The 19566-nt window shown below is 59.9% G+C and carries 17 protein-coding genes; 9 read left to right on the top strand and 8 right to left on the bottom strand.

Translation table 11 applies throughout. The annotated features are described in order from the left end of the window. Nucleotide 1: 1 nt before the first annotated feature. Nucleotides 2-712, top strand: a complete 711-nt coding sequence (locus B5G28_RS05300) for a Bax inhibitor-1/YccA family protein (RefSeq protein WP_087246683.1) — start codon at nt 2-4, stop codon at nt 710-712. A gap of 622 nt (nt 713-1334) precedes the next feature. Here the strand turns inward: B5G28_RS05300 and uxaC are convergent. Continuing rightward, nucleotides 1335-2768: a glucuronate isomerase gene (uxaC, locus tag B5G28_RS05295; RefSeq protein ID WP_087246682.1), complete on the bottom strand. Its 1434-nt coding sequence runs from the start codon at nt 2766-2768 to the stop codon at nt 1335-1337. Between the two features lie 303 nt (nt 2769-3071). Here uxaC and B5G28_RS05290 point away from each other — a divergent pair, with 303 nt between their 5' ends. The 3 genes from B5G28_RS05290 to B5G28_RS05280 all read left to right on the top strand — a co-directional run bounded on the left by B5G28_RS05290 (nt 3072) and on the right by B5G28_RS05280 (nt 7208). Further along, nucleotides 3072-4586, top strand: coding sequence for a tagaturonate reductase (locus B5G28_RS05290; RefSeq protein WP_087246681.1), 1515 nt, complete (start codon nt 3072-3074; stop codon nt 4584-4586). A 127-nt stretch (nt 4587-4713) separates the two neighbouring features. Beyond that, nucleotides 4714-6204 carry an altronate dehydratase family protein gene (locus B5G28_RS05285; RefSeq protein WP_087246680.1) on the top strand — a complete coding sequence of 497 codons (1491 nt, stop codon included), beginning with the start codon at nt 4714-4716 and terminating at the stop codon, nt 6202-6204. 122 nt (nt 6205-6326) lie between these two features. Continuing rightward, the gene (locus B5G28_RS05280; RefSeq protein ID WP_087246679.1) at nt 6327-7208 is read left to right on the top strand and encodes an aldose epimerase; all 882 of its coding nucleotides are present in this window, start codon (nt 6327-6329) and stop codon (nt 7206-7208) included. Between the two features lie 208 nt (nt 7209-7416). Here the strand turns inward: B5G28_RS05280 and B5G28_RS05275 are convergent, their stop codons facing one another. The 7 genes from B5G28_RS05275 to B5G28_RS05245 all read right to left on the bottom strand — a co-directional run bounded on the left by B5G28_RS05275 (nt 7417) and on the right by B5G28_RS05245 (nt 13911). Next, nucleotides 7417-7833, bottom strand: coding sequence for a hypothetical protein (locus tag B5G28_RS05275; protein ID WP_087246678.1), 417 nt, complete (start codon nt 7831-7833; stop codon nt 7417-7419). Between the two features lie 221 nt (nt 7834-8054). Continuing rightward, on the bottom strand, nt 8055-8855 hold the full coding sequence (locus B5G28_RS05270) for a gluconate 5-dehydrogenase (protein ID WP_087246677.1): 801 nt from the start codon (nt 8853-8855) through the stop codon (nt 8055-8057). A 151-nt stretch (nt 8856-9006) separates the two neighbouring features. Beyond that, a complete protein-coding gene (gene kduI / locus B5G28_RS05265; RefSeq protein WP_087246676.1) occupies nt 9007-9855 on the bottom strand; it encodes a 5-dehydro-4-deoxy-D-glucuronate isomerase in 849 nt (282 codons plus the stop codon). A gap of 26 nt (nt 9856-9881) precedes the next feature. After that, entirely contained in the window at nt 9882-10907 is a 1026-nt protein-coding gene (locus B5G28_RS05260) for a sugar kinase (protein ID WP_087246675.1), read from the bottom strand. Between the two features lie 102 nt (nt 10908-11009). After that, nucleotides 11010-11972, bottom strand: a complete 963-nt coding sequence (gene eda, locus B5G28_RS05255; protein ID WP_087246674.1) for a bifunctional 4-hydroxy-2-oxoglutarate aldolase/2-dehydro-3-deoxy-phosphogluconate aldolase — start codon at nt 11970-11972, stop codon at nt 11010-11012. Nucleotides 11973-12157: 185 nt separating this feature from the next. Then, nucleotides 12158-13069 (bottom strand): HAD family hydrolase, encoded by a 912-nt coding sequence (locus B5G28_RS05250; protein WP_087246673.1) that lies wholly within the window; start codon nt 13067-13069, stop codon nt 12158-12160. After that, nucleotides 13066-13911 carry a Cof-type HAD-IIB family hydrolase gene (locus B5G28_RS05245; protein WP_087246672.1) on the bottom strand — a complete coding sequence of 282 codons (846 nt, stop codon included), beginning with the start codon at nt 13909-13911 and terminating at the stop codon, nt 13066-13068. The genes B5G28_RS05250 and B5G28_RS05245 overlap by 4 nt, the downstream gene beginning before the upstream one ends. Nucleotides 13912-14162: 251 nt before the next feature. Here B5G28_RS05245 and B5G28_RS05240 point away from each other — a divergent pair, with 251 nt between their 5' ends. From B5G28_RS05240 to B5G28_RS05220, 5 genes are all read left to right on the top strand, one after another. Further along, nucleotides 14163-14810, top strand: coding sequence for a phosphatase PAP2 family protein (locus B5G28_RS05240; protein ID WP_204228818.1), 648 nt, complete (start codon nt 14163-14165; stop codon nt 14808-14810). 190 nt (nt 14811-15000) lie between these two features. After that, nucleotides 15001-15675: a GntR family transcriptional regulator gene (locus tag B5G28_RS05235; protein ID WP_087246671.1), complete on the top strand. Its 675-nt coding sequence runs from the start codon at nt 15001-15003 to the stop codon at nt 15673-15675. Between the two features lie 281 nt (nt 15676-15956). Then, on the top strand, nt 15957-17051 hold the full coding sequence (uxuA, locus tag B5G28_RS05230) for a mannonate dehydratase (protein ID WP_087246670.1): 1095 nt from the start codon (nt 15957-15959) through the stop codon (nt 17049-17051). Between the two features lie 39 nt (nt 17052-17090). Then, nucleotides 17091-18677, top strand: coding sequence for a mannitol dehydrogenase family protein (locus tag B5G28_RS05225; protein WP_087246669.1), 1587 nt, complete (start codon nt 17091-17093; stop codon nt 18675-18677). A gap of 293 nt (nt 18678-18970) precedes the next feature. Next, nucleotides 18971-19566: SDR family NAD(P)-dependent oxidoreductase (locus tag B5G28_RS05220; RefSeq protein WP_087246668.1), on the top strand; the 596-nt coding region annotated here is incomplete at its 3' end.

Genomic DNA, 19566 nt, shown 5'->3' with positions numbered 1-19566 from the left:
TATGAATTATTACAACAACGATTACGACCGCGGCTACACCGAAGCTACGATGTCCGCTGCCGATTATATGGCCCGGACCTACCGCTGGATGGCCTGCGGCCTGGTGGTAACTTTTGCCGTGGCGTTCCTGACGGTCACGACGCCTCTGTTTTATCTGGTGAACTCGCTGTATCTGGTGCTGACCATTGCCGAGCTGGCTCTGGTGTTTACCCTGAGCGCACGGCTGCAGCGGATGTCGGTGGGCGCCGCCCGGGGCGTGTTCCTGGCTTATTCGGCCCTCAACGGCATGGTCCTGAGCTATTATTTCCTTCTGTTCTCGGTGAACACCCTGGTGATGGCCTTCCTGAGTACCGCCATTTATTTTGGGCTCATGGCGTTCTATGGCCACACCACCAACAAGGATCTGACCAGCTGGGGTCCCAAGCTGATGATGGGTCTGATGGCCATGATGGTTACCGGTCTGGTGGGCACCCTGTTCGGATTCGGCATTGGCGCATCCCTGCTGTACAGCGGCATCGGCCTGGTGGTCTTTATGCTGCTGACCGCCTACGACACCCAGAAGCTGCATCAGATGTACGCCTACTATGCAGCCGACAGCGAACTGGCTGAGAAGGCCAGCGTCTACGGCGCTCTGACCCTGTATCTGGACTTCATCAACATCTTCCTGTTTGTCCTGCGTCTGCTGGGCATGGGCAACCGCAGCCGCGACTAACCCGCCAGCGGCGGGGGCACTTCCCCCCGGTCTGCGGCCGCGCCCCGAAGGGGCTCGCTGCATGGAGTGCTCTTTTACCGGAGTACAACATCATCCTTTATAACAAAAATACTCCCTCATCCGCAAAGCCTGCCCGGGCTGAACGGATGAGGGAGTTTTTCTTTTGCCAAAAAGGGGCGGAAAAGATGGCCGGGACGGCGAAAAGAACACGCATTACAAGTGACTGAATGATTTTCAAATTCAAAAACAGGCAGCAAAAAATCCCCGCCCCGGAAAGGAGCGGAGATTCTGATTTTTATGGAACTTTTCTGTGTGTCGAGGTTGCCGGCCCCCTGGAACGATCCTGGACGGTCAACCTCAGGCTATGTTGAGGTTTGCATCGTACCGCGCCGCAGGCGCAAACGCAACGAGCGAGCCGGAACATAACGGTTCCGCGGAACTATCGGAGACCCGCAAACTGTATGGTACACAGTGAGTCCTCTTGCGCTTAGCCGTTTTTTGCGGCGCGCCACGGCGGGCGCTTGCAAAAAACGGAGCGCGGCGCCAACGGCGGCTCCCTGTTTCGTCCACTGGACGCGGTCGCCGCCGTTGCCTTTGCCTACTTTTCTTCCAGAAAAGTAGGTTACAGGCAGAAGTAGCGCTTGGCGTTGTCGAAGCAGATGCCGCGGACGATCTTCTCCAGAGACTTCTCGTCGTTGGGATACTCGCCGTCCTCAACCCACTGGCCGATCAGGTTGCACATGATGCGGCGGAAGTAGTCGTGACGGGTGTAGCTCAGGAAGCTGCGGCTGTCGGTCAGCATGCCGACGAAGTTGCCCAGCAGGCCCAGGTTGGCCAGAGACTTCATCTGGTTCTCCATGCCCACCTTCTGGTCGCAGAACCACCAGGCGGAACCGGCCTGAATCTTGCCGGGGATCTCGTCGTCCTGGAAGCAGCCCAGAATGGTGCCGATCTGCTCGTTGTCCACCGGGTTCAGGCTGTAGATGATGGTCTTGGGGCACTCGGCGGTGTCGGTCAGAGCGCTCAGCAGAGCAGCAATGTTGCCGCCGCAGGTGTTCTGGTTGATCATGTCAAAGCCGGTGTCGGGTCCCAGCAGGGCGTTCATCTTGCGGTTGACGCCGCGCAGGCAGGAGTAGTGCAGCTGCATTACCACGTTGTGCTTGTGGTAGAGCTTGCCCATGTGGATCAGCAGGGCGGTCTGGTACTTCTCGGCCTCCTCCACGGTGACGGCTTCGCCGGCCATGGCCTTCTTGTAGATGGCGTCCACTTCCTCGATGGAAGCCTCACGGTAGGGCACGTAGTCCAGGCCGTGGTCCGCTGCGCGGCAGCCCATCTTGACGAAGAACTCCAGCCGCTCAGTCAGAGCGTCCATGACGCAGTGGATGCAGGCCAGCTTCTCCTTGCCGACGCTGGCAGCCAGCTTGCCCATATACTCCACAAAGCCGGGCTTGTTGATGTTGACGGCCTTGTCGGGACGGAAGGAAGGAGCCACGGTGAACTTGATGGTGGGATCGTTCTTGATCTTCTCGTGCCACTCCAGGCTGTCGATGGGATCGTCGGTGGTGCCGATGAAGGCCACGTTGGACTGCTCGATTAGGCCGCGGACGGTCAGCTTGGGATCGTTCTGCAGCTTCTCGTTGCACAGGTTCCAGACTTCCTCGGCGGTGTCGCCGTTCAGGACGCCCTCATAGCCGAAGTATTTCCGCAGCTCCAGGTTGGTCCAGTGATACATGGGGTTGCCGATGGCCATGGGCAGGGCCTCGGCGAACTTCTGGAAGCGCTCACGGTCCGACTTGGAACCGGTAATGTACTCCTCGGGCACGCCGTTGGAACGCATCACGCGCCACTTGTAGTGGTCGCCGGCCAGGCTGCCATCGGGCTGCCGGCCGCCCAGCCAAACCTGGGTGATGTTCTCAAACTTGCGGTTCTCATAAATTTCCCGGGGGGAAATGTGGCAGTGATAGTCGCAGATGGGCATATCCGCCGCATAGGTGTGGTACAGGTGCTGTGCGGTGGGAGACTGAAGCATGAAGTCTTTATCCATAAATGCTTTCATGGTTTTATTACTCCTTTTTTCGCTAGGTTCCAGCGTGTTCAATGGATCGTCTGCGCCAGGGCAGAGTTTCACTTAGTTATAGTATACCTTAAATGGGGCATTGTATACAACTGAAAAACTGCTGAATTTTGATAGAATTCCTTGTGTAAACCGCTGGAATTTGTGGATGGGGCCTGTTTTGGCCGGAAAACCCAAAAGAAACACTTGACTTCTTTGTATACAAGATCTTAAAATAGAAGAAGAAATCCGGCGGGAGCGGTCCTGCCGGCGCTGGAAGAGTGAACGTGTAAAGGAGAGCATGAGATGGAAACTTTGAATTATAAGGTTCTGGCCCAGACTGGCTACAATGGGTACATCCTGAAGGATGCCCCCATCAAGGTGATGCAGTTCGGCGAGGGCAATTTCCTGCGGGCTTTTGTGGATTATTTCTTTGACGTGGCCAATGAGAAGGCCGGCTGGAACGGCAAGGTGAGCCTGGTGCAGCCCATCGGCAACTTCCCCCAGATGGCCGACTGGATCAACGAGCAGGAGGGCCTGTATACCCTGTACCTGCGCGGCAGCGAGAAGGGCCAGAAGGTGGACGACAAGCGGGTGATTTCCTGCGTGGCCAACTGCGTGTGCCCCTACAGCGAGGGCAAGTGGGCCGAGGTTCTGGCTCTGGCCGCCAGCCCCGATCTGGAGATCATTGCATCCAACACCACCGAGGCCGGCATCGCCTACACCAAGGGCGACAGCGAGTTTGACCAGGTGCCTCCCAACAGCTTCCCCGCCAAGCTGACCCGCGTGCTGTACGAGCGCTACAAGGCCTTTAACGGCGCCGCCGACAAGGGCCTGATCATCCTCTCCTGCGAGCTGATCGACAACAACGGCAAGGAGCTGCAGAAGTGCTGCAACAACTACGCCGCCGACTGGGGCCTGGATCAGGCCTTCATCGACTGGATGAACACCGCCAACACCTTCTGCTCCACCCTGGTGGACCGCATCGTCCCGGGCCGCATCCGCGATCCTCAGGAGATGGCTGCCATCGAGGAGGCCAACGGCTACCACGATCAGGTTCTGGACGTGGGCGAAGTGTTCGGCGTCTGGGTCATCGAGGGTCCGGCCTGGCTGGAGGGCAAGCTGCCGTTCAAGAAGGCCGGCGTCAACGTCATGGTGGTGCCTGACGTCACCCCCTACAAGAAGCGCAAGGTCCGCATCCTGAACGGCGCCCACACCGGCTTTGTTCTGGGCGCATATCTGGCCGGCTACGACATCGTCCGCGACTGCATGCACAACGACACCATCCGCGAGTTCATGAACAAGATGCTGTATGAGGAAGTTATCCCCACTCTGCCTCTGGACAAGGACGACCTGATGGCCTTTGCCGCCGCCGTGCAGGACCGCTTCAACAACCCCTTCATCAACCACGAGCTGATGAGCATCTCTCTGAACTCTACCTCCAAGTGGAAGGCCCGCAACATGCCTTCCTTCCTGGAGTACATCAAGGAGAAGAACGAGCTGCCCAAGTGCCTGACCATGAGCCTGGCCGCTTACATTGCCTTCTACTCCAGCGACATCCAGGAGCGCACCGCCGACGGCCTGATCTGCAAGCGCCCCGCCGGCAACACCTACAAGATCCAGGATGACGCCTGGGCTCTGGACTTCTACTACGCACACAAGGACGACTCCGCCGCCGATCTGGTCCATGCTGTTCTGACCAACACCCAGATGTGGGATCAGGACCTGACCGCCATCCCCGGCGTGGAGGCCGCTGTCCTGGCCGATCTGGAACTGATCCGCAGCCAGGGCGCCGAGGCCGCTTACAAGAGCTGCCTGTAAGACCCGATTCAGGGTGTCTGTGACAGACCCGACGCCTCTCCTGTGAGGCGCGCCGGCACACCCGACCCATCCGCCGGCGGGGGAATGCCCCGCCGGCTTTTTTGATAAGACAAGGAGAACTGCAACTATGGCGCAGGTTATTCATATCAGCCCCATCGACAACGTGGTGGTGGCGCTGCATCCCATCGCCAAGGGCCAGACGGTGGAAGCCGACGGCCTGTCGGTGACCGCTCTGGAGGACATTCCCCAGGGCCACAAGATGGCAGTGAAGCCCATCCGGGCAGGTGAGGACGTCATCAAGTACGGTTTCCCCATCGGCCACGCCACCGAGGACGCCCAGCCCGGCCGCTGGATGCACACCCATAATGTCAAGACCAACCTGTCGGGCGAGGTGGAGTACAGCTACAACCCCGCCTGCGACCTGGCCCCGCTGCCCCATGTGGAGCCCGAGACCTTTATGGGATTCCGCCGCAAGGACGGCCGCGCCGCCATCCGCAATGAAATCTGGATCATCCCGGTGGTGGGCTGCGTCAACGAAAACGCCAAGAAGATGGTGCAGGACAACCAGGATCTGGTCACCGGCAGCATCGAGGGCCTGTACACCTTCCCGCATCCCTTCGGCTGCAGCCAGACCGGCCACGACCACGCCCAGACCCGCAAGCTGCTGGCCGCTCTGGTGCGCCATCCCAACGCCGCCGGCGTGCTGGTGCTGCACCTGGGCTGTGAGAACATCCAGCCCGACCAGTTCAAGGCCGAGCTGGGCGAGTACGACCCCGACCGCGTCAAGTTCCTGGTCTGCCAGGACGTGGAGGACGAGTTCGCCGCCGCCCGCAAGCTGCTGGAAGAGCTGGCCGACTACGCCCGCCAGTTTGAGCGCCAGCCCATCCCGGTGTCGGAGCTGGTGGTGGGCATGAAGTGCGGCGGCTCGGACGGCCTGTCCGGCATCACCGCCAACCCCACCATTGGCCGGTTCTCGGATATGCTGGGCCAGCGTGGCGGTTCCACCGTCCTGACCGAGGTGCCCGAGATGTTCGGCGCTGAGGGCTTCCTGATGAACCGCTGCATCAACCGCGACGTCTTTGTCAAGGCCGAGCAGATGCTCAACGGCTTCAAGAATTACTTCATCAGCCACAACGAGGTGGTCTACGACAACCCCTCTCCGGGCAACAAGCAGGGCGGCATCACCACCCTGGAGGACAAGAGCTGCGGCTGTGTCCAGAAGGGCGGCACCGCCCCCATTATGGACGTCATCGGCTACGGCGACCCCGTGGTCACCAAGGGCCTGAACATGCTGTACGGCCCCGGCAATGACCTGGTGTCGGCCACCGCCATGACCGCCGCCGGCGCGCATATGATTCTGTTCTCCACCGGCCGCGGCACCCCCTTCTCGGCGCCGGCTCCCACCCTGAAGCTGTCCACCAACACCCCGTTGGCAGAGAAAAAGCCGGGCTGGATCGATTTCAACGCCGGCGTCATCGCCGACGGCAAAAAGACCATCGACGAGACCGCTCAGGACCTGCTGCAGCTGGTGATTGATACCGCCAGCGGCAAGCAGACCAAGGCCGAAATCAACGGGTTCCGGGATATCTCCATCTTCAAGGACGGCGTCGTCCTGTAAAAGCACAGAAAAGGGCCATGCTGAAAAAATCGGCATGGCCCTTTGGCGCAAAATCTGGTACAATAAAGGCAACACAGACCGGCGGGCAGACCGCCCGCAGCACTTGACAGGAGGTATATGCTATGAATCAGATTACCACCCGCTACATCACCGAAGGGGACGCCTGCTACGAGCAGTATGTCATCACCGATTCGGCTGCCAAGACCGAGCTGGTCATCACCCCGGAGCGGGGCGGCATGATCACCGGGTTCTCCCTGGAGGGGGACGAATACATCTGGATTCGTCGGCCCAATTTCAGCGAGTGCAACCGGCCCCGTTTTGCGGTGCCCATCCTGTTCCCCAGCTGCTCCAACCCGGACAACGGCGTCCACATTTTTGACGGCAAGGCCTATCCCATGGAGACCCACGGCCTGGCCGACCTGTGCCCCTGGCAGGTGGACAGCGTAGGCCCCGACGGCGTCACCCTGATGCTGCAGTCCAGCCCGCTGACCAAGTTCCTGTATCCCTTTGACTTCACCCTGATGGTGACCTACAATCTGGACGGCAACACCGCTTCCATCGACCTGACCGTCATCAACGACGGCGAGCAGCCCATGCCTTTCAGCTTTGGCTATCATCCCTATTTTGTGGCCAGCGCTCTGGAAAACGTGGACTTTGACATCCGCTGCGCCACCTGTTCTGAGGATGCCAAGGGCGAGCAGCCCGCCGCACCCGAGAAGATCTCCCTGACCCGGAAGCCCGGCGCCGACAACAGCATCCGGCTGCTGACCGGCGTGGAGTTCCCCATGTCCTTCACCGACAAGGGCAACGGACACAAGGTGACGGTGGATGCCGACGAGAGCTTTACCAACGGTGTGCTGTGGCAGCAGGATGCTGAGAACTTTGTCTGCATGGAGCCCTGGAACGGCTGGGCCAACAGCGTCAACGAGGAGGGCAAGCACGAAGTGCTGGAGCCCGACGAGGCCATGACCAGCACCTGGACCATCACCATCGAAAAGGTCTAACTTCCCGCTTTTTCGAGAAAAAGCTTGGCAGCGGCGGCGACCGCATCCAGTGGATGAAACAGGGAGCCGCCGCTGGCGCAGCGCTCCAATTTTCACAAGGGCATTCATGCCCGCAGAGAAAATTGGCTAAGCGCAAGAGGGCTTTACCTGGTACCGCAAACTGCTGTAGTCTTCCCAAGGCCCAGCCGGCGGCAAGGTTTCAGCCGCTTTAGAAGGTTCCCGGCCTGCGGCCCGCTTCGATTACGGGCTGCTTAAAAGGGAGATTGCATGAAAGGTTTGAGGAAAGCTTGCAGCAAGCAGGCTTTAATCCCATTTTGACTGGTATCGGGCGGCTCATCATCGGTTTTCCGTCGATGCGCTCAGCAAACCCATAAAATACGACAACCCCCGCCTCATGTAAGGCGAGGGTTGTTGTTTTATACAGGGGAACAGTCGGATAAAGTAAAATCGAATGATACCGGAATGCAGCATGGTGCAAAGGCTGAAGCCCGGCGCTCTGCCAACAGGAGAGAGAAAAAATCCTTTGGCCGGACTGTGCCAACATACACCCATACACCAAAGCCCTGGAAATAACCTGCAAATAAAAAATCCCTGCCCCAAACAGGAGCAGGGATTTGGTGTTCATGGCGCTTTTCTGTGTACCGGAACCATGGACTCTAATGTTAGGCTTTGGCCGCACCAGATCGTCAAAATCAGGCTATGCCGGAACTTTGCATCGTACCGGGCCGCAGGCCCAAGCGCCGGGAGCGAGCCAAAGCGTAAAGGCCCCGTGGAACCGCCGGAGACCCGGAAACTGTATGGTACACAGTAAAAGTCTTTTGCTTACTTTTCTTCCAGAAAAGTAAGTTAGCCGGGCTGACGGCCGAGGTAGGCGAGGATGCCGCCGTCGGCGTAGAGGATCTGGCCGTTGACGAAGTCGGAGGCGTGGGAGGCCAGGAATACACAGGGACCTACCATGTCCTCGGCTTCGCCCCAGCGTCCGGCCGGGGTCTTGGACAGGATGAACTGGTCAAAGGGATGACGGCTGCCGTCCGGCTGACGCTCGCGCAGGGGCGCGGTCTGGGGAGTAGCAATGTAGCCGGGTCCCATGCCGTTGCACTGGATGTTGTACTCGCCAAACTCCGAGGCAATGTTCTTGGTCAGCATCTTCAGACCGCCCTTGGCTGCCGCATAACCCGACACCGTCTCACGGCCCAGCTCGCTCATCATGGAGCAGATGTTGATGATCTTGCCGGCACGCTTTTCGATCATGTCCGGCAGCACCGCCTTGGAACAGTTGAAGGCGCCCACCACATGGACGTTCAGCACCTTCTGGAAATCCTCGGTGCTGGTTTCCAGCATGGGCTTGCGCTGGATGATGCCGGCGTTGTTCACCAGAATGTCCACCGGGCCCACATCCTGCTTGATCTGGGCTACCATGGCCTGGACGGCCTCCCAGTCGGTGACGTCCGCAACATAGCCGTGGGCGTCGATGCCGGCCTCTTTGTAGGCCGCCATGCCCTTTTCATAGCTGGACTGGGACGAGCAGTTGAAGCAGACCGTGGCCCCGCAGCGGGCCATCCCTTCGGCGATCGAAAAGCCGATGCCATGGGCGCCGCCCGTGATCAGCGCCACTTTGCCGCTCAGGTCAAATGCAGAAAGTTCCATGGGGAAAAGCTCCTTTCTTTCCAGAGGTGCGTTGTATCCTTCGATGTATACTAGGCAAAAATTTAACAAGAAAGACCCCGTACCCGGCGTGCACCGGATACGGGGCCTTGTGGCATAACGTTACAAGCCCGGTCTGCCCGGAGCTGGCAGTTTAGCGCAGGTCGGTGGTGGCGATGTTGTCCATGTCGTCAAACTCCATGTTCTCGCCGCCCATCGCCCAGATGAAGGTGTAGTTGGAGGTGCCCACGCCGCTGTGGATGCTCCACGACGGGCTGATGACCGCATCCTCATTGTGCATGACGATGTGGCGGGTCTGGGTGGGCTCACCGCACATGTGGAAGACCACCTGTCCCTCGGGCAGCTCGAAATAGGTGTAGATCTCCATCCGGCGCTCGTGGGTGTGGCTGGGCATGGTGTTCCAGTTGGACCCCGGCTCAAGCTCGGTCATGCCCATGCTGAGCTGGCAGGTCTTGAGGACGTCGGGGTGGATGAACTGGTTGATGGTCCGCTTGTTGCAGGTCTCCACGCTGCCCAGAGGCCGATGGTTGGCATCGGCCATCTTGATCAGGCGGGTCTCATAGGCGCAGTGGGCCGGGGCCGACACCATATAGAACTTGGCGGGGCAGGAGGGATCAGCCGAAGCGAAGGTGACCTCCTTGGTGCCCTGGGTGATATACAGGCAGTCCTTGTAGCCCAGCTCGTACCGGACGCCGTCGGCGACGACGATGCCGGTGGAACCCTTGCCGATGTTGAACATGCCGATCTCACGCCGCTCCAGGAAATAGTGGGTGCCGAAGTTGGCCCAGATGTCGATGCCCTTGTCGATGGACACCACTTCATGAACCGGCATGCAGCCTAGGGTGACCATGCGGTCCACATGGCTGTAGACGGCCACCACTTCATCGGCCTTGTACAGGCCGGTGATGAGCATTTCGTCCCGCATTTCCTCGGTGGTGTAGCGCTTGAAATCTTTCTGGTTGCAGGAATAACGGATATCCATGTGACAGCCTCCCGTGCAGCCGCTTTTTAGCGCTGGATACGGCCCGAGCCGTCGCCGCCGGCCAGCTTCTCCACCTCGGAGACGGTGACCATGTTGTAGTCGCCCTCGATGGAGTGCTTCAGAGCGGAAGCAGCCACGGCGAACTCAACAGCGTCCTGGGTGCTCTTGCCGTTCAGCAGGGCGTAGATCAGGCCGCCGCCGAAGGAGTCGCCGCCGCCGACGCGGTCGATGATGCGCAGCTCGTACTTCTTGGAGAAGCAGTACTCGTTGGAAGCAGCGTCGTACAGCATGGCGCTCCAGCCGTTGTCGGAAGCGCTGTGGCTCTCACGCAGGGTGATGGCGACCTTCTCGAAGTGGAACTTGTCAGCCAGCTGCTTGGCAACGCTCTTGTAGCCCTCGTGGTTCAGGGTGCCGCCGTAGATGTCGGTAGCCTCAGCCTCGATGCCGAAGACGTCCTTTGCGTCCTCCTCGTTGGAGATGCAGACGTCCACGTACTGGCACAGGTCGGTCATGGCGGCGCGGGCCTGCTCACGGGTCCACAGCTTGCCGCGGTAGTTCAGGTCGCAGCTGATCTTGACGCCGGCAGCCTTGGCAGCCTTGCAGGCCTGACGGCAGATCTCGACGACGTTCTCGCCCAGAGCCGGGGTGATACCGGTGAAGTGGAACCAATCCACGCCCTGGAAGATCTTCTCCCAGTCGAAGTCGGAGGGCTGAGCCAGCTGGATTGCGCTGTTGGCGCGGTCGTAGATGCAGACCGAGCCGCGCTGGGAAGCGCCCTTCTCATTGTAGTAGATGCCCACACGGTCGCCGCCGCGGACGATCATGCTGGTGTCAACGCCGTAACGGCGCAGGCTGTTGACGGCGCACTGGCCGATGGCGTGTGCGGGCAGCTTGGTGACGAAAGCGGCGTCCACGCCGTAGTTGGCCAGCGAGACGGCAACGTTTGCCTCACCGCCGCCGAACGTGAACTCCAGGTTGCTGGCCTGGACAAAGCGCTCGTAGTTGAACGGCTGCAGACGGACCATCAGTTCGCCAAAGGTAACAACTTTCATTGTGATATTCTCCTTCAATGTTATGATTCAGTGTGGGTAGACTTCAAACAACCCGCCGCAGGGCGGATGTCCCGCGGCGGGGTATGGCATGGAAAAAATGGATCAGGCCTTGACCAGGTGGATGGCGAAGCCGCCGATCTCGTCTGCCATGTAGCAGGACATGGTCTTGCCGTCCTTGACGCCCTTGGACTCCAGGTCAAACTTGACGCCGCGGCGGCTCAAGTGATAGATGGCGCGATCGACGTTGTTGCAGCCGATGGCGATGTGGCCGTTCTTGCCGCGGCCGGGCTTCTTCATGATCTCGAACTCCTTGTTGCCCACGAAGATGCTGGAGTTGCCCGGGGTGACCTTCATGTTCAGCAGGGAAGCCAGAGCGTTGGCGGTAGCCTTGGCCTCGTCCTCGTTCTCGGTGTTGATGCCGATGTGGACCAGACGCAGGCCCAGCATGGTGTCAACGGCCTCCTTGCACATGGCGGTGATCTTGTCCCAATCCTTGGCCTTGATCACGTCGTTCTTGCACATCCAGGTGCCGCCCACGGCGATGATCTGATCGTAGTTCAGATAATCGTTGACGTTCTTGGCGTTGACGCCGCCGGTGCACATCCACTTGGCGCTCTTGAGGGCTGCGCCGATGTTCTTCAGCATGGCGACGCCGCCGTTGGCCTCAGCGGGGAAGAACTTGATGGCCTCGCAGCCCAGGTTCATGGCCTGCTGCATCTCGCCGGCGGTGGAGGTGCCGGGCATAGCCACGCAGCCGCGCTCGATGACGTGCTTGGTGACAGCGGGATCAAAGCCGGGGGCAACCACGAAGGAAGCGCCGGCGTCGATGGCGCGGTCAGCCTGATCGATGGTCAGGACGGTGCCGGCGCCCAGCAGCATCTCGGGCATCTCCTTGTGGATCAGCTTGATGCACTCCTCAGCGCAGGCGGTGCGGAAGGTAACTTCAGCTGCGGGCAGGCCGCCGTCGGCCAGGGCCTTGCACAGAGGCAGGGCTTCGTCCACGCTGTTGAAGGCGATAACGGGCACAATGCCTATTTCATAAATTTTCTCAGCAATAGGATTCATAAACGCATTCTCCTTTACTTTCAGGCTTTGCGCAGTATGACCATGGCCACAGACAAAGCTTGTCCAGGCACACTGTTGTATAATACTAGTATAAACCAAGCGGGGCCGTTTGGTAATACTCACAAAGCACAATGTTTGCAGGGGTAACTTGTATACATTGCATAAAACCGACCAGAAACAGGCTCTCAGGCGCCGGTCAGGCCCAGCCGATCCAGCAGTTCGGCCACGCCGTCGTGGTTGCAGTCCTGTTCCGAGACGATGTCTGCCAGGGCTTGGATGGAGGGCATCCCGTTGGCCATGACGGCGGCGACGCCGGCGGCTTCCAGCATCCGGCGGTCGTTTTCGCTGTCGCCGATGGCCAGCACGCCCTCCCGGGGGATCCCCAGATGGGCGGCCAGCGCCAGCAGGGCCGAGCCCTTGTTGACGCCGGCGGCGGTGGCCTCGATGTTGTCGGGGGAGCCCTGGGTGGCTTCTACGCCGGGAATGGCGGCCAGAAGGGGCAGGGCGGCCTCGGCTTCCTCGCGGGAGGAGAAGAACATGCAGAACTTCTCGATATCTCCGGCGTGGGCTTCAAAATAGGGGTGAAGGTCGGGCAGGACGGTGAACCGTCCGTCGTCGGCCTGTTTGGCCTCGGTGGAGAGGAGCCGGGCGATCCGGGCTTTGGACCAGGCGATGCCGGCGGGGGTCTTGAGGCTCCGTCCGTCGGCAAAGAGGGTCAGGTCCCCGTCGAACCGGTCCAGCAGCTGAAAGACAGCCCGGGCGGTGTCTGCGGGCAGGGGATTGTAGATCAGACGGGTCGGCTGGGTCACCGGCTCGGGGCCGGGCTCGCCGTACCGGCTGCGGACGGCCGCCAGAGGCTGGTCCCCCAGATCCCAGACGGCGGCGCCGTTGGAGGTGATGGCGTACCGCACCCCGGGGATGGAGGCCACCACCCGCGGCAGGGAGGACAATCCCCGGCCGGTGGCGGGCAGAACCGCCACGCCCCGGTTCATGGCCTGCTGCAGGGCCTCCAAAGTGCGGGGAGAGACCTGGCTGGCGCGGTTCAGCAGGGTGCCGTCCAGGTCCAGCGCTGCCATTTGAATGGATGGTTTGTTCATAGAGTTTTGGTGTTGTCCTCCAGTACAAAGGTTTCGATGGCCAGAGCTGCGCCGTCTTCGTTGTTGGAGGCGGTGATGTGGTTGGCGGCGGCCTTCACGTCGGGGAAGGCGTTGCCCATGGCCACGCCCAGGCCGGCAGCCCGGATCATGCCGATGTCGTTGCCGCCGTCTCCCATGGCCATCAGGGAGGAGACCGGCAGTTTCAGCAGCTCCGCCAGGGCCATCAGTCCGGTTCCCTTGTCCACCCCGGCGGCGTTGATCTCCATGTTCAGGGGCAGGCTGGACACCACGTTGACCCCCAGAGCCTCCACGGCGGCCCAGGCCTTCTGGCGCTCCGCATCATCCACAAAGAAGATGGTGAGCTTTTCCAGGCCCCGCTCCTGCTGGGTGATAAAGGCCCGCAGGTCGGGCAGGGTCTTGCGGGTGTTCAGGACGTAGGCCCGCAGGTTGTCGGGGACAAAGCGAACCGCCGCGGCCCGGTTGGCCTCGGTGGTGTAGCCCTGGCCGTCCTGGAACAGATCCACCAGGCAGTCGTACTGCATCAGCACGTCGTAGGCCGCCAGGGCCTTGTCTCTGGGGATGTACAGCTCCTGGATGGGCTGGCCGGTGGCCAGGTCCATGGTCCGGGCGCCGTTGGCGGTGATGGCATAGTGCACCCCCTTGATGGCCAGGAGGTCGGCGGGCAGACCCGCCACGGTGCGGCCGGTGGCCGGCACAATCTCCACGCCCCGGTCCGAAGCGGCTTCCAGGGCCGCCCGGGTGCGGGGCGTCATCTCTTTCTGATCGTTCAGGAGGGTGCCGTCCAGATCGACCGTAATCAGGCGAATGGGTGAAGTATACATTACAGAACCTCAAACTGTCAAGCATGCAATCGGGGCCGGGGGCCGGAAGGGCCCGCCCGGCCGGTTTCCTGTGGGAACGACGTAAAAAGACACGTTCCATTCTTATTTTACTGTACTTTGTCTATTTGCGCAAGGGCAGGGGATGTGTTACAATAACAAAGTATGGCATCCGGCGGGTCAAGTTTGGGCCCGCCGTAAAATGTCCGTAAAAAGCAAGAAAAGTGAACGGTTGTAAGGAGAATATACAAATCATGCTGAACGTTTTAAGGCTGCGGCCTCATCTCTGGTTCCAGCTGTATTGGGTGATTTACCTGGTCTGGTTTTTCGCCCTGGACTGGACCATCACCGACCCCACCTACATCATCCACAGCCCCATCGATGATATGATCCCCTTTTGTGAGTGGTTTATCTTTCCCTATTGCAGCTGGTTCGGACTGCTGGTAGGGGTCACCGCCCTGCTGTGGTGGTACGATACCCCGGCCTACGACAAACTCTGCCTGATGATGTTTTCGGGGATGACCTTCTGTCTGATCCTCTACATGATCCTGCCCAACGGGGTGGACCTGCGGCCCACCTTGGAGCAGGTGGGCCGGGACAACATCGCCATGGACATCATGCAGCTGATCTGGAAGGCCGACGCCTCCAACAATGTCTGCCCCTCCATCCACTGCCAGAGCTCGGCCTGCATGGCGCTGGCCTTTTCCAAGAGCAAACTGGCGCAGAATCACCCCGGGCGCAAGGTGATCGCCTTCGGCTGGGCGGCATTGATCTGCCTGTCCACCATGTTCACCAAACAGCACTCCATCATCGACGTGGTCTGCGGTCTGGCGGTGGCGGCGGTGTGGTACTGGCCCCTGTACCGGCGGGGAAACCGCACGCAGCACAAAGCGCTTTCCTGAGGCGGAGGTTTTGGGTTTTTTGTAACCCTCTTGTAAAATTAATTTGATAAAGTTTGAACAAATGGTGCATTGACGCGGATGCAGCTTCCGTCTACAATGGTACTGGGATTTTAAAGAGGAAAGACAAGAAACGCAAGATCATGAAAACAAAAACGTCGAAGGACGAAAGGCAGGAAAGGAGGTGCGCCGTATGGCAGCATCCAGCGCACGAGAAGCAGCGTACCAGACGCTGTGGGGCAGGATCGTCACCATGGAGCTCAAGCCCGGCGACCCGCTCAACGATCGACAACTGGCTGAGGAAATGGGGATCAGCCGCACACCGGTGCGGGAAGCCCTCATTATGCTGAACATCGCGCACATGGTCACCATTAAACCCCAGAGCGGCACCTATGTGGCCCCCATCGACCTCAAGCTGATGCGGCTGGAACAGTTCGCCCGCTTCACCCTGGAAAAAGAGATGCTGTTCCACGTGTACAAGCACTGCAAACCGGAACACATCGCGGCCTACCGCGCCAGCATCCAGGAATACGAACAGGCCGCCGCGGCCCCCGACAGCCCTCTGAAGAACAGCCATATGCTGGAGATTGACAACAAGTTCCACCGGTTGTCCTTTGAGTTCTGCGGGATGGAGGAGCACTTCGACCACATGCTCTCCACCTTCAAGCACATTGAACGGCTGCGCCTGTTCAGCCTGATGCTGGGGGAGAACGCCTCGGTGCCCATCCAGCACGGCCGGATCGTGGACGCCCTGGAAAACGGCACCCCTGAGGCCCTGGAACAGGCCCTGCGGGATCATCTGCAGCGGTACAAGGCCTCGGTGGAGGAGGCCCGCCGCAGCCATCCGGACTATTTCATCGAGGGCTGAGAGGCCCTGAAAACCAAAAAAGACGCCGCCGCAAAAAAGAAAGTTTTTCCTTTCTTGGATGACGTTTTTACAACAAAATAGTAAAATAAACCGTGAGAAACGTAAAATTTTTCTCACGGTTTTTTGTATTTGGGAACAATTCACAAAAAGCCCTCCAAAAGAATGGAGGGTTTACCACTTGCCAAAACACGATTGATATACTAGAATGGAAACAACAAGATGCCGCGCTGCGCCCTGCGCAGGGCTGCTGCGCATCAATCCAGCAAAAAGGAGAGAAGACTATGCCAATGCAAATGGGTTTCCGTTGGTACGGCGAAGGCAACGATAAGATCAAGCTGTCCGACATCAAGCAGATTCCCGGTGTGACCAGCATCGTGTGGGCCCTCCACAACAAGATGCCCGGTGAAGTGTGGGAAGTGGAAGAAATCGCCGAGGTGCACAAGCAGCTCGAGCCCTATGGCTTCAACATGGACGTGGTGGAGTCGGTCAACGTTCACGACGACATCAAGATCGGCCTGCCCACCCGTGACGGCTATATCGCCAACTATATCCAGACCATCCGCAATCTGTCCAAATTCGGCGTGAAGGTGATCTGCTACAACTTCATGCCCATCTTTGACTGGACCCGCACCGACCTGTTCCACCCGGTGGGCGACGGCTCCACCGCCCTGTACTATCAGAAGGACATGATCCAGAGCGATTACAAGGCGATGGCCGACTATATCATGAGCTTCACCGAGAAGTACAACATGACCTTCCCCGGCTGGGAGCCGGAGCGGATGGCCAAGCTGGACGAGCTGTTCAAGGCCTACGCCCCCGTCACCAAGGAGAAGCTGTGGGAGAACCTGAAGTACTTCCTGGAGGCCCTGATGCCGGTCTGCCACGAGTGCGACATCAAGATGGCTATCCACATGGACGATCCCCCCTGGGATATCTTCGGTCTGCCCCGCCTGCTGACCAGCGCCGAGAACATCGACCGGTTCCTGTCCATGGTGGATGATCCCTACAACTGCCTGACCCTGTGCTCGGGCAGCCTGAACGCCGACCCCAACAACAACGTGGCCGACGTCATCCGCAAGCACTGCGACCGCATCGCCTTTGCCCACATCCGCAACGTCAAGCACTTCGAGAACGGCGACTTCTCGGAGGCCAGCCACCGCGACTGTGACGGCGACACCCATATTCTGGAGATCCTGAAGGCCTACCACGACTGCCACTACGAGGGCTACATCCGCCCCGACCACGGCCGTCACCTGTGGGGCGAGGGTCCCGGCAATGTCCGTCCCGGCTATGGTCTGTATGACCGCGCCCTGGGCATCATGTATATGTGGGGCGTCTGGGATATGCTGGACAAGCTGGACGCCGAGAACAAGTAAGTTCCGCCGGTCCTGAACTATGAAAGGGAGCATGGATTCATGAAATTAACCGATATTGAGCACGGCCCCGTAAGCTCCGCCTGGGCGGAGAAGGGCTATCAGCTGCCCAAGTTTGACCGCGAGGCCGTCAAGGCCAAGACCGCTGCCGAGCCCACCTGGGTTCACTTCGGCGCAGGCAACATCTTCCGGGCCTTCCCAGCTGCCATCCTGCAGCAGGTGCTGGACTCCGGCAAGTATGACCGCGGCGTCATCGTGGCCGAGAGCTTCGACTATGAGATCATCGACAAGGCATACCGCCCCTACGACAACCTGAGCCTGCTGGTCTGCCTGCAGTCCACCGGCACCATCGAGAAGAAGGTCGTGGGCGCTGTCACCGAGAGCCTGAAGGCCGATCCTCAGTTCACCGAGGACTGGGCCCGCCTGGTGGAGATCTTCACCGCACCCAGCCTGCAGATGGTGTCCTTCACCATCACCGAGAAGGGCTACGGCTTCTCGCCCGCCGACCTGGAGAAGGGCATGAACGCACAGTTCGCCATGGGCAAGGTCACCGCTCTGCTGTATGAGCGCTACAAGGCCGGCGCCCTGCCTGTCACCCTCCAGAGCATGGACAACTGCTCGCACAACGGCGACAAGGTCAAGGCCGGCGTCATGGCTTACGCTGAGAAGTGGGCCGAGATGGGCCTGGTTCCCGCCGGCTTCGTGGAGTACGTCAAGGATGAGAGCAAGGTCTCCTATCCCTGGAGCATGATCGACAAGATCACCCCGCGCCCCGACGCCAAGGTCCAGAAGATGCTGGAAGACGACGGCTTCGAGGACAACTACACCATCGTCACCGAGCGCCACACCTTCACCGCTCCCTTTGTCAACGCAGAGGAGACCGAGTACCTGGTCATCGAGGACAAGTACACCAACGGCCGTCCCCCGCTGGAGCTGGGCGGCGTCATGTACGCTGACCGCGAGACCGTGGACAAGGTCGAGAAGATGAAGGTCTGCACCTGCCTGAACCCGCTGCACACCGCCATGTCCATCTATGGCTGCCTGCTGGGCTATACCCTCATCAGCGCCGAGATGGCCGACGAGGATATCCGCGGTCTCATCACCAAGATGGGCTACATCGAGGCTATGCCGGTGGTTGTGGACCCGGGTGTCCTGAAGCCCACCGACTTCATCGACGCAGTTCTGAACCGCCGTCTGCCCAACCCCTTCATGCCCGACGCACCCCAGCGCATCGCCACCGATACCTCCCAGAAGCTGTCCATCCGCTTCGGTGAGACCATCAAGGCCTATCAGGCCCGCGGCCTCGATATGAACAACCTGGTCCTGGTCCCGCTGGTTCTGGCTGGCTATGCCCGCTACATCCGCGGCATCGACGACGAGGGCAAGGCCTTTGAGCCGTCTCCCGATCCGCTGCTGGCTGAGCTGAGCGCCATCGTGGCTGACCTGGAGGTCAAGGAAGGTCCCCAGGACTTCAGCTGCCTGAAGGCTCTCTACAGCCGCAAGGACGTCTTTGGCGTCGACCTGTACGAGGCCGGCCTGGGCGAGAAGATCGAGGGCATGGTGGCCGAGCTGTACGCTGGCCCCGGCGCTGTCCGCAAGACCCTGCACAAGTACGTTTCGGCCCGCTGATTCGTACCCGCTTTCAAAATACCGCACCCGGCGGCCCGGTCTGAGATAGACGGGCCCTGACCCCGGGCAAGCTGGCTATTTCCGCCCCGCGCTGCGTTTGCTTTGCCGCAGTGCGGGGCTTTTTGTACCTTCTTGTCTTTTTTATAGGATTTTATGTACTTGGGATACAACATGGCCTCCGCGCCTTGACATCCCACCAAGTGGGCGGTATCATAAAGAAAAGGGCGGCGCACCCAGCACCGCCTACACAGACGGTGCAGGCGGCTCCTGCACCGTGACAGGAGGTTATAAAAATGTCTGTCTGTACTGCAAAATCCTTTGACCTGACCGGCAAAGTGGCTCTGATCACCGGCGCATCCTACGGCATCGGTTTCGCCATCGCTACCGCTATGGCCAACTGCGGCGCCACCATCGTGTTCAACGACATCAAGCAGGAGCTGGTGGACAAGGGCCTGGCTTCCTACAAGGAGGCCGGCATCAACGCTCACGGCTACGTCTGCGACGTCACCAATGAGAACGCCGTCAACGAGATGGTGAAGAAGATCACCGAGGAAGTGGGCCACATCAACATTCTGGTGAACAACGCCGGCATCATCAAGCGCATCCCCATGTGCGACATGACCGCTGAGCAGTTCCGCCAGGTCATCGACGTGGACCTGAACGCTCCCTTCATCGTGTCCAAGGCTGTGATCCCCGACATGATCGCTCAGGGCGGCGGCAAGATCATCAACATCTGCTCCATGATGAGCGAGCTGGGCCGCGAGACCGTCTCGGCCTACGCAGCAGCCAAGGGCGGCCTGAAGATGCTGACCAAGAACATTGCCTCCGAGTACGGCGCTTACAACATCCAGTGCAACGGCATCGGACCCGGCTACATCGCCACTCCGCA

This window comes from Faecalibacterium sp. An77 (assembly GCF_002161315.1).
In the GTDB taxonomy this organism is placed as follows: domain Bacteria; phylum Bacillota; class Clostridia; order Oscillospirales; family Ruminococcaceae; genus Faecalibacterium.
Note: the sequence above shows the minus strand (reverse complement) of the source record. Positions and strands in the feature narration are given on the sequence as shown.

Excerpts from the sequence above, each read along its gene's own strand:
- B5G28_RS05300 (WP_087246683.1), top strand. The coding sequence starts at position 2 with ATGAATTATTACAACAACGATTACGACCGCGGCTACACCGAAGCTACG.
- uxaC (WP_087246682.1), bottom strand. The coding sequence starts at position 2,768 with ATGAAAGCATTTATGGATAAAGACTTCATGCTTCAGTCTCCCACCGCA.
- B5G28_RS05290 (WP_087246681.1), top strand. The coding sequence starts at position 3,072 with ATGGAAACTTTGAATTATAAGGTTCTGGCCCAGACTGGCTACAATGGG.
- B5G28_RS05285 (WP_087246680.1), top strand. The coding sequence starts at position 4,714 with ATGGCGCAGGTTATTCATATCAGCCCCATCGACAACGTGGTGGTGGCG.
- B5G28_RS05280 (WP_087246679.1), top strand. The coding sequence starts at position 6,327 with ATGAATCAGATTACCACCCGCTACATCACCGAAGGGGACGCCTGCTAC.
- B5G28_RS05275 (WP_087246678.1), bottom strand. The coding sequence starts at position 7,833 with ATGAACACCAAATCCCTGCTCCTGTTTGGGGCAGGGATTTTTTATTTG.
- B5G28_RS05270 (WP_087246677.1), bottom strand. The coding sequence starts at position 8,855 with ATGGAACTTTCTGCATTTGACCTGAGCGGCAAAGTGGCGCTGATCACG.
- kduI (WP_087246676.1), bottom strand. The coding sequence starts at position 9,855 with ATGGATATCCGTTATTCCTGCAACCAGAAAGATTTCAAGCGCTACACC.
- B5G28_RS05260 (WP_087246675.1), bottom strand. The coding sequence starts at position 10,907 with ATGAAAGTTGTTACCTTTGGCGAACTGATGGTCCGTCTGCAGCCGTTC.
- eda (WP_087246674.1), bottom strand. The coding sequence starts at position 11,972 with ATGAATCCTATTGCTGAGAAAATTTATGAAATAGGCATTGTGCCCGTT.
- B5G28_RS05250 (WP_087246673.1), bottom strand. The coding sequence starts at position 13,069 with ATGAACAAACCATCCATTCAAATGGCAGCGCTGGACCTGGACGGCACC.
- B5G28_RS05245 (WP_087246672.1), bottom strand. The coding sequence starts at position 13,911 with ATGTATACTTCACCCATTCGCCTGATTACGGTCGATCTGGACGGCACC.
- B5G28_RS05240 (WP_204228818.1), top strand. The coding sequence starts at position 14,163 with ATGCTGAACGTTTTAAGGCTGCGGCCTCATCTCTGGTTCCAGCTGTAT.
- B5G28_RS05235 (WP_087246671.1), top strand. The coding sequence starts at position 15,001 with ATGGCAGCATCCAGCGCACGAGAAGCAGCGTACCAGACGCTGTGGGGC.
- uxuA (WP_087246670.1), top strand. The coding sequence starts at position 15,957 with ATGCCAATGCAAATGGGTTTCCGTTGGTACGGCGAAGGCAACGATAAG.
- B5G28_RS05225 (WP_087246669.1), top strand. The coding sequence starts at position 17,091 with ATGAAATTAACCGATATTGAGCACGGCCCCGTAAGCTCCGCCTGGGCG.